Source organism: Burkholderia lata, from assembly GCF_902499025.1.
GTDB classification, from domain to species: Bacteria; Pseudomonadota; Gammaproteobacteria; order Burkholderiales; family Burkholderiaceae; genus Burkholderia; species Burkholderia lata_C.
Map to the genome: position 1 here is coordinate 66,258 of NZ_CABVPW010000017.1, position 12,035 is coordinate 78,292.

Genomic DNA, 12,035 nt, shown 5'->3' on the forward strand with positions numbered 1-12,035 from the left:
GCCGCACCACCCGCCCGCGCCCGTCACGACATCTCGATCCGCGCGCGCGTCACCGCGAGCAGCGCCGCCATCGCGCGGCGCGCACCGTCCTCGTCGCGCACGCGGATCGCATCGCTGACGGCCGTGTGCTCGGCGAGCGACGCGTTGTACACGCCTGCGCGGCGCGCATTCAGATGCAGTTGCGCCTCGAGCGTGCGATCGATCAGCGCGCCGAGCGGCACCAGCAGCTCGTTGCCGCCGGCCTCGAGCACGCTCAGGTGAAAGCGCAGGTCGGCGCGTACCCATTCGTCGACGTTGCGCGCGGCGGCCATCGCGCGCGCCGCACCGTCGATCGCGTCGAACGTTTCCGGCGTATGCATGCGCGCGGCGAGCGCGGCCGCATACGGCTCGACCATCTCGCGCATTTCCTGCAGCTTCAGCGCGAACGCAAGCGGCGGCGCGACGCGCGCGTACCAGTCGAGCAGGTCGGCGTCGAGCAGGTTCCATACGCCGCGCGGCCGCACGCGCGTGCCGATCTTCGGCCGCGACTCGACGAGCCCTTTCGACGTGAGCGTGCGCAGTGCCTCGCGCATCACCGTGCGGCTCACGCCGTACATCTCCATCAGGTCGGGTTCCCTCGGCAGCAGCGACTCGGGCGGGTAGTCGCCGCGCAGGATCGCCGTGGCGAGCCGGAAGGCCGTCTGTCCATGCAGGTCGCGTCGAATGATCGTTCTCCGTTATGCCGGTGCCCGGGCGGGCCGGCTGCCCACTATCTGCACAATAGTGCTATTAATACTATTTTTTATCCGGCTACGCTAGGATAACCGCGAAAGCACGCGACCGTGCGCCGCGCCCGACTGCCCGCGCCGGTCAACCCTGGAGACCCGCATCGTGAAAATCACCCGCCTCGAAACCTTCGTCGTCCCGCCGCGCTGGCTGTTCCTCAAGATCGAAACCGACGAGGGCATCGTCGGCTGGGGCGAACCGATCGTCGAAGGCCGCGCGCACACGGTCGAGGCCGCCGTGCAGGAGCTGGCCGACTATCTCGTCGGCCGTGACCCGCTGCTGATCGAGGATCACTGGCAGGTGATGTACCGCGCGGGCTTCTACCGCGGCGGCCCGATCACGATGAGCGCGATCGCGGGCGTCGACCAGGCGCTGTGGGACATCAAGGGCAAGCATCACGGCGTGCCCGTGCACGCACTGCTCGGCGGCCAGGTGCGCGATCGCATCAAGGTGTATTCGTGGATCGGCGGCGACCGGCCGAGCGACGTCGCGAACAATGCGCGCGCGGTGGTCGAGCGCGGCTTCAAGGCCGTGAAGATGAACGGCTCCGAGGAGCTGCAGATCGTCGACACCTACGACAAGGTCGAGCAGGTGATCGCGAACGTCGCGGCGGTGCGCGACGCGGTCGGCCCGCACGTCGGGATCGGCGTCGATTTCCATGGCCGCGTGCACAAGCCGATGGCGAAGGTGCTCGCGAAGGAGCTCGACCCGTACAAGCTGATGTTCATCGAGGAACCGGTGCTGTCGGAGAACGCCGAGGCGCTGCGCGACATCGTCAACCAGACCAACACGCCGATTGCGCTCGGCGAGCGGCTGTACTCGCGCTGGGATTTCAAGCACATCCTCGCGGGCGGCTACGTCGACATCATCCAGCCCGACGCGTCGCACGCGGGCGGCATCACCGAGTGCCGCAAGATCGCGACGCTCGCGGAGAGCTACGACGTCGCGCTCGCGCTGCACTGCCCGCTCGGCCCGATCGCGCTCGCCGCGTGCCTGCAGCTCGACGCGGTCAGCTACAACGCGTTCATCCAGGAGCAGAGCCTCGGCATCCACTACAACCAGGGCAACGACCTGCTCGACTACCTGCGCAACCCCGAGGTGTTCCGTTACGAGGACGGCTTCGTCGCGATCCCGCAGGGCCCGGGGCTCGGCATCGACGTGAACGAGGAGAAGGTGCGCGAGATGGCGAAGACGGGGCACCGCTGGCGCAACCCGGTGTGGCGCCACGAGGACGGCAGCGTCGCCGAGTGGTGAGCGCGATGCGCGGCGCGCGCGGCAAGCCGCGGTAAGTTTCGATTCGAAAACGGCTGCCCGACAGGCAGCCGTTTTTGCATGCATGCGCGGTGCGATGCCCGGCACGTGCCGGGTGCGCGCCGGCGGCCTTGCGCCGCGCCGCGCGAATCCTGCCGTCAGCCGAGGGCCGCGAACCCCGGCACGCTGAACGACAGCACCGCGGCCGCGACGAACACGCCGATCATCGTCAGCGCTTCGAGATGCAGGATGTTGCGGAACGTGTGCGCATCCTCGGTCGACGCGGTGCGGCGCAGGCGCGGCAGTGCCGAGAAGCGGTTGAGGCCGCCGAGCACGAGCGCGAGCGCGACGAGCAGCAGCTTCAGCAGCAACACGCGCCCCCACGTGCTGCCGTCGAGCGGCGCGAGCGAACCGCCGAGCCCGCGGATCGCGTTGAGCGCACCGGTGCCGAGCACGAAGACGACCGCAATGATCGATGTACGCGACAGGTGCTGGCCGATGCGGATCAGCGCGCCGCGTGCGACGGACGAACCGAGCGCCGGCAGCACCGCGAGCCCGCCCGCGAGCACGAGGCCGCCCCACACCGCCGTCGCGAGCAGGTGCAGCGTCTGCACGCCGACCGCCGCCGACAGCGCGCCCGTATCGGCCGCATGGCCGAGCGACGCCTTGCCGGCCGCGACCACGATCACCGCGAGCCACAGCACCGCATGCGCGACCGGGCCCTCCGGCTTCGCCAGCGCGACGATCGCGAGCACCACGGCGCCGGCGAACGCGACGCTCCATGCGAAGCCCGTATGCGTCTGCGTCAGCATGACGGGAATGGCGGCGAACGCGCCGCCGAGCCCCGCCCCGCTCATCGTCGCGGCCTCGTAGACGAGCCAGCCGAGATCCGCGAGCACCAGCGCCAGCGCCGCCGCGACCAGCGAATGTTGCGCGCGCAGCCACGCGGGATGCGACGGCGCGACGACCGGACGGGCACCGTCCTTGCCGAGCCATGCCTTGAGCAGCGCCGAGCCGACCGCCATCGCGAACGCGGCGTCCATCAGCGCCGCGAGCGCGACCTGACCGATCCACAAGCTGTCGAACTTCATCGCGCACACCCTCCCGAAAGCGGCAGGCCGACGGGGCGGCGGCAACGGGACGGACAGCGTGAGGAAGGCAACGGCACGGTAGAAAACGTCATCGATGAATCCGGAAACGGGAGAAATGACTGGACCTGCGGCGGAGGCGGCGCCGCGCGACCCGCGAGTGTACGGTCTTCGATGGTGAAAACGCACGCCGGTTCACACAGGTGCGTCGCAATGCGCGTCAAATTGTCGCAAGTCGCAAACGGACAGGAACCGACGTCCTTTTGCCAAATAGCCGTCATTACCCATCGATGATAGAATGCCGCGTCGCAGCAGCCCGGCTGCCTTGCCGTCATGCGCCGAGCCGATCGTAGCCCGGACAACAGGTCCCCGTCGAATAAACATGGAGTCTCGTGTGTCTTCAAGACGCCTCTTCCGTCCGCTGCTCGCCGTTCTGATGTTCGGCAGCGCGGGCCTTATGAGCGCTGCCCAAGCGCAGACCAAGCCCACGGAGCAAGCGCACGCCCAGCAGGCGCCGCTCAAGGCACCCGATACCATGGCCGAGCGTGTGCGCGGCTGTACCGCATGCCACGGCGTCCATGGCCAGGGCACGGACAACGACTACTTCCCGCGTCTTGCCGGCAAGCCGGCCGAGTACCTGTACAACCAGCTCGTCAACTTCCGTGACGGCCGGCGCAAGTACCCGCCGATGAACTACCTGCTGACGTACCTGAACGACGACTACCTGCGCGAAATGGCCGAGCACTTCTCGGCCGAACGCCCGCCGTACCCGGCGCCGGCGAAGCCGACGCTGCCGGCCGCGACGCTCGCGCGCGGCAAGCAGCTCGTCACGCAAGGCGACCCGTCCCGCAAGCTGCCGGCCTGCGTGGCCTGCCACGGCGCGACGCTGACCGGCATGCAGCCGGCGATCCCGGGCCTGGTCGGTCTGCACGCCGACTACCTGAGCGCGCAGATCGGTGCATGGCGTTCGGGCAACCGTCACGCGAAGGCGCCCGACTGCATGCATGAAGTTGCCTCGAAGCTTTCCGACGAAGACGTGACGGCCGTGACCGCATGGCTCGCCGCGCAACCGGCGCCCGCCAACCCCGTGCCGGCTCCGGCGCGTTCGATGAAGACTCCGCTCGCCTGCGGCAGCGAACCGCAATAAGGCAAGGGAGACAGACACAATGAAACGCAAGTCCCTGTTTGCACTCTCGGCCGTCGCGATCGTCGCGGCTGCCGCCCTCGTGCCGGTCCTGTGGCCGGGCAATGACACGCTGCACGGCGCTTCCGCCGTCGCGGCCACGCCGGCCGACCAGGCCGCGCTGATCAAGAAGGGCGAATACCTCGCGCGCGTCGGCGACTGTATCGCGTGCCACACCGTGCGCGGCGGCAAGTCGTTCGCGGGCGGCCTGCCGATGGCGACGCCGTTCGGCACGATGTACACGCCGAACATCACGCCGGACGACAAGGACGGCATCGGCAAGTGGACGTCGGACGACTTCTACCGCGCGATGCACACGGGTCGCTCGAAGGACGGCAGCCTGCTGTACCCGGGCTTCCCGTTCGCGAGCTACACGAAGGTCACGCGCTCGGATTCGGACGCGATCTACGCATACCTGCGCTCGGTCGCGCCGGTGTCGGTGCCGAGCCGTCCGCATGAACTGAAGTTCCCGTTCAACAACCGCAACCTGCTGATCGGCTGGCGCACGCTGTTCTTCAAGGAAGGCGAGTACAAGCCGGATCCGACCAAGTCGGTCGAATGGAACCGCGGCGCCTACCTCGTCGAAGGCCTCGGCCACTGCTCGATGTGCCACACGTCGATCAACATGATGGGCGGCCCGGTGACGGGGTCGGCGTTCGCCGGCGGCCTGATCCCGCTGCAGAACTGGTATGCGCCGTCGCTGACGAACGACAAGGAACTCGGCCTCGGCGACTGGCACGTGCAGGAGCTGTCCGACCTGCTGCAAGCCGGCGTGTCGAACAAGGGCGCGGTATTCGGCCCGATGGCCGACGTCGTGCACAACAGCCTGCAGTACATGACCGACGAAGATACGCGCGCAATGTCGACGTACCTGAAGTCGATCCCGCAGAAGGCTGAAGCGCCGAAGAACATGCAGTACGAGCCGTCGAAGCAGTTCGGCAACGCGCTGTTCGACCAGGGCAAGAAGATCTACGCGGACAACTGCGCGACCTGCCACGCCGAAACCGGCTCGGGCAAGCCGCCGGCGTATCCGCCGCTCGCGGGCAACCACTCGATCATGATGGAATCGGCAGTCAACCCGATCCGCATGGTGCTGAACGGTGGCTATCCGCCGAGCACGTTCAAGAATCCGCGTCCGTACGGGATGCCGCCGTTCGCACAGTCGCTGTCGAACCAGGAAGTGGCGGCGGTCGTCACGTATATCCGGATGTCGTGGGGCAACAACGGTACGCCGATCTCGCCGCAACAGGTGAGCGACCTGCGTTCCGCGCCGCTCGACTAAGAAGCGGCTGACACAAACGGGGCGCGGCTGCGGGAAACCGCGGCCGCGCCCTTTTGCATTTTGCATTTTGCGATGTCACCTCCCGCGCGGGCCGCGCGAGACGTCGCCGATCATAAAACTGAAGAGTGGTATCTATGTCTTTCGAATCTCTCGGCTTGGCCGAACCGCTGGTCAAGGCGGTCAATGAGCTCGGCTACACGTCGCCGACTCCGATCCAGCAGCAGGCGATCCCCGCCGTCCTCGGCGGTGGCGACCTGCTCGCCGGCGCGCAGACGGGCACCGGCAAGACCGCCGGCTTCACGCTGCCGATCCTGCAACGCCTGCATACGTTCTACGCCGAGCATCGCGGTGCGAAGCGCGCGGTGCGCGCGCTGATCCTCACGCCGACGCGCGAACTCGCCGCCCAGGTCGAGGAAAGCGTCCGTGCGTACAGCAAGTACCTGAAGCTGCGCTCGACCGTGATGTTCGGCGGCGTCAGCATCAATCCGCAGATCGATGCGCTCAAGCGCGGTGTCGACATCGTCGTCGCGACGCCGGGCCGCCTGCTCGATCACATGCAGCAGAAGACCATCGACCTGTCGGACCTCGACATCCTCGTGCTCGACGAAGCCGACCGGATGCTCGACATGGGCTTCATCCACGACATCAAGCGCGTGCTCGCAAAGCTGCCGCCGCAGCGCCAGAACCTGCTGTTCTCGGCCACGTTCTCCGATGAGATCAAGGCGCTCGCGGACAGCCTGCTCGACTCGCCGGCGCTGATCGAAGTCGCACGCCGCAACACGACCGCCGAAAGCGTCGCGCAGAAGATCCACCCGGTCGACCGCGACCGCAAGCGCGAACTGCTCACGCACCTGATCCGCGAGCACAACTGGTTCCAGGTGCTCGTGTTCACGCGCACGAAGCACGGCGCGAACCGGCTCGCCGAGCAGCTGACGAAGGACGGCATCAGCGCGATGGCGATCCACGGCAACAAGAGCCAGTCGGCCCGCACGCGCGCGCTGGCGGAGTTCAAGAACAGCACGCTGCAGGTGCTCGTCGCGACCGATATCGCCGCGCGCGGGATCGACATCGACCAGCTGCCGCACGTCGTCAACTTCGACCTGCCGAACGTGCCGGAAGACTACGTGCACCGGATCGGCCGCACGGGCCGCGCGGGTGCGACCGGCGAAGCCGTGTCGCTCGTGTGCGTCGACGAGAAGCAGCTGCTGCGCGACATCGAGCGGCTGATCAAGCGCGAGATTCCGCAGGAAGTGATCGCGGGCTTCGAACCCGATCCGAACGCGAAGCCGGAGCCGATCCAGCAGCGCCGCGGCCAGCAGCAGCCGCGCGGCGGCGGCGGTGGCGGCGGCAATCGCCAGCCGCGTGCAGGCGGCTCGGGCCAGCCGGCCGCGAAACGCGACGGCAACGCGCAACCGAAGGCGTCTCAGCAGAAGGCAGCGAAGCCGCGCACGCAAGGGCAAGGCGGCGGCGCCGGTACGGGTGGACGTCCGTCAGGTGGCGGCAACAGCGCACGCCCGGCTAACGGCAACGCTGCGCACCCGAACCGCAACCGTTCGTCGCGTAGCGGCCAGCGCGGTCACTGAAGCCGTGCGGCCGCGCGCCGCAGGTGCTCGACCTGGCGTTGCCAGCGCGCGAGCACTGCGGTGCGCTCCCCTTCCAGCGTGAACGTGACACCCGTCGCGAGACGCGCATAGCCGACCCGCTGCGCATCGCCGTGCGCGATCGTCGCAGCGAATCCGGCCAGTCCGCCGAAGTCGCCTTCGAGCGGCTCCATCCTCAATTGCGCCTGAAAGAACGCACCGTCCGCGACGAGCGTCAACGCGGCCGCACGCCGCTGCGCGAGCGCGCGCGCCGCACGCGATTGCGGCCAGAGCGCCAGCAGCAGCGTGCGCGCATCGCGCGCATAGATTTCGCCGACGCCGAGCAGCGTCGTGCGTAACTGGCCGTCGTCGGTCGCGACGATCAGCGAGGCGGCGAAGTCGGCATGACGCTCGAGCGCGGTGCCGTCGAACAACGAAACGACGGCCGGCGGCCACGCGTCGAACGTCCATTGTTCGAGCGCGTGGCGATGGGTATCGGTCATGATGGCGTGGCCCCGGTGGAAAGCGGATGAAGAAGCCGCAGCATACGCGCGTCGGGCCGCGCCGCGGCGATCAGCGCAGGAACACGTGCCGCGTGATCTTGGTGAGCGGATAGTGGACGCCCGGCTGGATCTTCGCGGGCAGGTCGAGCGGCTTGAGCAGCATCTTCACGCACATGTCGGCCGACAGGTTGCGCCGCACGAGCTTGCTGATGCGCGCGACGCGTTCGCGGTTGTACTGGCTGTCGCCGACACGATCCGGGTAGCGGACCGCGAACACGTGGCGCAGCGCGATCTCGGAATCCTCGTTCTTGATTTCCATCACGCGGCGCGCCAGCGCGCCGAGCACCGCGAGCCGGCCATTGCCTTCGAGCTGGTTGTACTTCTTGAAGAACTTGAAGAAGTGCTTGTAGTGGCGCACTTCGTCCGTGCGGATGTTGTCGGTGATTTCCTTCAGCACGGGCTCGTCCGAGCACTCGTTGATCGCGCGATAGAGCGTGGCCGTGCCCGTCTCGACGACGCAGCGCGCGACCATCTCGAGTGCGCGGGTCTTCTCGAACGCCTCGACCTTGCAGGTCTGCGAATACTCGGCGAAGAAATTCGCGAACGCGGTATCCCAGTCGAACTCCGGCCACACGTGCGCGATGTACGCCTTCAGCGCGCGCCCGTGCTGCAATTCTTCGTGCTCCCATGCATTGTTGAGCCATGCGGAGACTTCCGGATCGTCGTTGAAGAACTGGCTCAGATTGCTCGTGTAGAGATCCGAGCCGCTTTCGATGAACGACGACGCGCACAGCAGCAACAACAGATCCTCGTTTGCGGCGGCACGTTGACGATCGATCCGGTTCAGGTCGATGTCCTCGATTCGCCACGGCATCACATGCGTCGTTTTGGTGTCCATGGTGGTGCGCTCCCAGTCGTCGCGCGAGGGCCGGCCCATGCCTTCGGCACTGGCGCCAACCGTCCCGCAGGCGGCGTTTTACTTGCGTTTATAGTGGATTGGTCCGGCCGAACCATGCTGGCATCTTAGCCGGACTTTGATGTTCATGCTCCAAAGCACTGACCATACCCGACAGGCGCAGTTCCACGGCGTCTGTTGCCGTTCGTTAGACGAGTCCTTCAAACCGCTTGCAGCCGCTCGACGATACGGGTCGCGCAAACGAAACGGGCGGCCGTTCGGCCGCCCGCAAAGCACACAAAACGCCGGCGAAAGCCGGCAGCAAACCATCAGAAACCGGCCGCCAGACCGTCGCGCCGGCTGTCGCTCGCGGCCACGTAGCCACGCTCGCGATCGTCGCGGTCGAGACGCCAGATGAACTGCCCCGAACCGAAATCCATGTAAGGATCGTCGATCGACTTGATCGTATGGCCGCGTGCGGTCAGCGCATCGACGGTCGCGCGATTCATCGTTGCCTCGACGTCGAGCGTGAAGTCGCGGTTGACCTTCCAGCGCGGCGCATCGCAGGCGGCCTGCGGTTGCTGCCCGTAGCCGAGCATCCGCACGACGGTCTGCAGGTGACCCTGCGGCTGCATGTCGCCGCCCATCACGCCGAAGCTCATCACGGCCTCGGTGCGGCCGTCGATCTCCTCGGTAACGAACGCCGGGATGATCGTGTGGAACGGCCGCTTGCCGCCCGCGACGACGTTCGGCGAAGCCGGGTCCATCGAGAAGCCGTGCCCGCGATTCTGCAGCGCGATGCCGGTGCCGGGCACGACGAGCCCCGAACCGAAACCCATGTAGTTCGACTGGATGAAGCTCACCATCATCCCGCGCTCATCGGCCGCCGACAGGTAGACCGTGCCGCCCGAATGCGGCCGGCCGGCGCCGAAGTGCGTCGCGCGCGCGGGATCGATCAGCTTCGCGCGTTCGGCGAGATACGCATCGTCGAGCATCTGTTCGGGCGTGACGTCCATCGCGCGCGGATCGGCGACGTAGCGATAGACATCGGCGAACGCGAGCTTCATCGCCTCGATCTGCAGATGCTGCGAGTCGGCCGAATCGACTGGCCATTCGGTCACGCCCGCATGCTCGGCGATCCCGAGCGCGATCAGCGCAGCGATGCCCTGCCCGTTCGGCGGAATCTCGTGGATCGTGTGACGGCCGAAGCGCTTGCCGATCGGCTCGACCCATTCCGGCCGGTACGCATGCAGGTCGGCCGCGGTCAACGCGCCGCCGCCTTCGCGGGAGAACGCGGCGATGCACTCGGCGAGCGCACCCTCGTAGAACGCGCGGGCGCCTTCGTTCTGCAGCGTGCGCAACGTCTGCGCATGGCCCGGCAGGCATACGCGCTCGCCCACCTGCGGTGCGCGGCCGTGCGGCATGAAGGTGTCCGCGAAACCCGGCAGCCCCTTGAGCTCCGGCACCGCGGCCGCCCACTTGTGCGCGACGATCGGCGGCACCGCATAGCCGCGCTCCGCGATCTCGATCGCCGGTTCGAGCAGGTCCGCGAACGGCAGCGAACCGAACTTCGCATGCAGCGCTTCCCAGCCCGCGATCACGCCCGGCACGGTGACGGTGTCCCAGCCGCGCGTCGGCTTGTTCGCGATGCCGTTCGCTGCCTCGCCGTGGCGCTTGCGGAAATGGTCGACGTTCCATGCGGCCGGCGCGACACCCGACGCGTTCAGCCCGGACAGCCGCTCGCCGTCCCACACGAGCGCGAATGCGTCGCCGCCGAGCCCGCACGACACGGGCTCGACAACCGTGAGCGCGGCCGCGGCAGCCAGCGCCGCGTCGACTGCATTGCCGCCCTTCCACAGCATCCGCAACCCGGCCTGCGCGGCGAGCGGGTGCGACGTCGACACGACGTTGCGCGCAAACACCGGAATGCGGGTCGTCGGATACGGGTTGTGCCAGTTGAAGCCAGTCATCGATTCCACCTCGTCGAAAGCTGAATGAACGCGCCGGACGCGCGCCCGCGTGCGCGGGCAATCCGCCATTGCAGCGCGATCGGCGCAATCGTACAAATTCATTTATCACATGAATCAATGCAGTTTCCACATGAATCACGGACGACCATGCGGGCCATGCCGGCCTAACGCCGTTGCCGCCCTTACAATACTCGCTCCGTCTCACGACACGACCATCGAGCCATGACCCGAGATCCCCGCCTCACCCTCAACGCGCGCCAGCAGGAACTGCTCGAATGGGTGCAGCGCGACGGCTTCGTGACCGTCGACGATCTCGCCGCGCACTTCGCGGTGACGCCGCAGACGATCCGTCGCGACGTGAACTGGCTCGCCGACCTGAACCTGCTGCGCCGCTACCACGGCGGCGCGAGCCTGCCGACCAGCTCGGAGAACGTGTCGTACACGGCGCGCCAGCGGATGTTCCACGACGAGAAGCGGCGCATCGCGGCGCTCGCGGCGTCGCACATCCCCGACCAGGCGTCGCTGTTCATCAACCTCGGCACGACCACCGAGGAAGTCGCGCGCGCGCTGAACCGCCACCACGGGCTGCACGTGATCACGAACAACCTGAACGTCGCGTCGATGATGAGCGGCTACCCGGACTGCGAGGTGCTGATCACGGGCGGCATCGTGCGGCCGTGGGACAAGGGGATCGTCGGCGAGCTCGCGATCGACTTCATCCGCCAGTTCAAGGTCGACTACGCGATCATCGGCACGTCGGCGATCGAGACCGACGGCACGCTGCGCGACTTCGACACGCGCGAGGTGCGCGTGGCCGAGGCGATCATGCAGCATGCGCGCACCGTCTATCTCGTGACCGACCATTCGAAGGTCGGCCGCCCCGCGCTGGTGCGCCAGGGCCATTTGAGCCAGGTGCACGCACTTTTCACCGACAAGCCGCTGCCGCCCGAGATGGCCGACACCGTGGCGGCCGCCGGCACCCAGGTGTACGTCGCGGAGTGACGGCTCGGATGCTGCACCGCACCCGAAACTTCAAGTGAAATCAAGAAGTTGGCGTCGCGAGCAAACCGCTTGCGCGCGGCCCGGCTGTCAAACGGAAAATTAACGGGGCACGATTTGTCGTTGCCTGCGTGCTCGACTAGACTCCAGTTCCCCGGCCCGTTTCAACCGTTCCGCCTGTGCCAGGGCGCGGACGAATGGCATGGCCGGCGAATGCAGCTTTTCCCCCCAAGCCATACCCCGATGGGTATCGCGCGTCGGCTTCTGCGCCGACCGCGCGGGCTGACTGGTCGCCATGGAGAGAACGATGCTGAGTCCGCATGAATTCGCCACGCTATTGCTTGTGAAGGACGCTCCCGATCAAACCAACATGGATCGGGACGAAATCGACGCACTGCTCGAACAGCAGCTCGTTCGTCTGGAAGGACTCGGTTCGGGGCGCAAATACTGCGTGACCGAAACCGGCGACGCCGCGCTGCGATCCATCAAATACCGTTATTCGTAAAACCACACCGTTCC

Annotated in this window: 11 protein-coding genes; 6 read left to right on the plus strand and 5 right to left on the minus strand. The window is 67.2% G+C overall.

Going from position 1 to position 12,035, the window contains the following annotated elements; genetic code table 11:
- Positions 1-23: 23 nt before the first annotated feature.
- Positions 24-707 (minus strand): FadR/GntR family transcriptional regulator, encoded by a 684-nt coding sequence (locus tag BDI24065_RS18660; protein ID WP_175032587.1) that lies wholly within the window; start codon positions 705-707, stop codon positions 24-26.
- 163 nt (positions 708-870) lie between these two features.
- On the opposite strand from BDI24065_RS18660, the gene dgoD reads away from it, so the two are divergent.
- Positions 871-2,019, plus strand: a complete 1,149-nt coding sequence (gene dgoD / locus BDI24065_RS18665; RefSeq protein WP_089426266.1) for a galactonate dehydratase — start codon at positions 871-873, stop codon at positions 2,017-2,019.
- A 155-nt stretch (positions 2,020-2,174) separates the two neighbouring features.
- Here the strand turns inward: dgoD and BDI24065_RS18670 are convergent, their stop codons facing one another.
- Positions 2,175-3,107, minus strand: coding sequence for a CopD family protein (locus BDI24065_RS18670; RefSeq protein WP_175032522.1), 933 nt, complete (start codon positions 3,105-3,107; stop codon positions 2,175-2,177).
- A gap of 379 nt (positions 3,108-3,486) precedes the next feature.
- Here BDI24065_RS18670 and BDI24065_RS18675 point away from each other — a divergent pair, with 379 nt between their 5' ends.
- The 3 genes from BDI24065_RS18675 (at position 3,487) to BDI24065_RS18685 (ending at position 7,152) form a co-directional block, all read left to right on the plus strand.
- On the plus strand, positions 3,487-4,251 hold the full coding sequence (locus tag BDI24065_RS18675) for a c-type cytochrome (protein WP_046544481.1): 765 nt from the start codon (positions 3,487-3,489) through the stop codon (positions 4,249-4,251).
- Positions 4,252-4,270: 19 nt separating this feature from the next.
- Positions 4,271-5,569 (plus strand): c-type cytochrome, encoded by a 1,299-nt coding sequence (locus BDI24065_RS18680; protein WP_175032523.1) that lies wholly within the window; start codon positions 4,271-4,273, stop codon positions 5,567-5,569.
- 134 nt (positions 5,570-5,703) lie between these two features.
- Positions 5,704-7,152, plus strand: a complete 1,449-nt coding sequence (locus BDI24065_RS18685; RefSeq protein WP_175032524.1) for a DEAD/DEAH box helicase — start codon at positions 5,704-5,706, stop codon at positions 7,150-7,152.
- Here the strand turns inward: BDI24065_RS18685 and BDI24065_RS18690 are convergent.
- From BDI24065_RS18690 to BDI24065_RS18700, 3 genes are all read right to left on the minus strand, one after another.
- A complete protein-coding gene (locus BDI24065_RS18690; protein WP_175032525.1) occupies positions 7,146-7,652 on the minus strand; it encodes a hypothetical protein in 507 nt (168 codons plus the stop codon). The genes BDI24065_RS18685 and BDI24065_RS18690 overlap by 7 nt on opposite strands.
- A 70-nt stretch (positions 7,653-7,722) precedes the next feature.
- The gene (locus tag BDI24065_RS18695; RefSeq protein WP_174915361.1) at positions 7,723-8,550 is read right to left on the minus strand and encodes a ferritin-like domain-containing protein; all 828 of its coding nucleotides are present in this window, start codon (positions 8,548-8,550) and stop codon (positions 7,723-7,725) included.
- Between the two features lie 326 nt (positions 8,551-8,876).
- Entirely contained in the window at positions 8,877-10,517 is a 1,641-nt protein-coding gene (locus tag BDI24065_RS18700) for a gamma-glutamyltransferase family protein (protein WP_175032526.1), read from the minus strand.
- 222 nt (positions 10,518-10,739) lie between these two features.
- On the opposite strand from BDI24065_RS18700, the gene BDI24065_RS18705 reads away from it, so the two are divergent.
- Positions 10,740-11,519, plus strand: a complete 780-nt coding sequence (locus BDI24065_RS18705) for a DeoR/GlpR family DNA-binding transcription regulator (RefSeq protein WP_174955543.1) — start codon at positions 10,740-10,742, stop codon at positions 11,517-11,519.
- 304 nt (positions 11,520-11,823) lie between these two features.
- Positions 11,824-12,021 (plus strand): hypothetical protein, encoded by a 198-nt coding sequence (locus tag BDI24065_RS18710; protein WP_006751304.1) that lies wholly within the window; start codon positions 11,824-11,826, stop codon positions 12,019-12,021.
- The last annotated feature ends 14 nt before the right edge of the window (positions 12,022-12,035 follow it).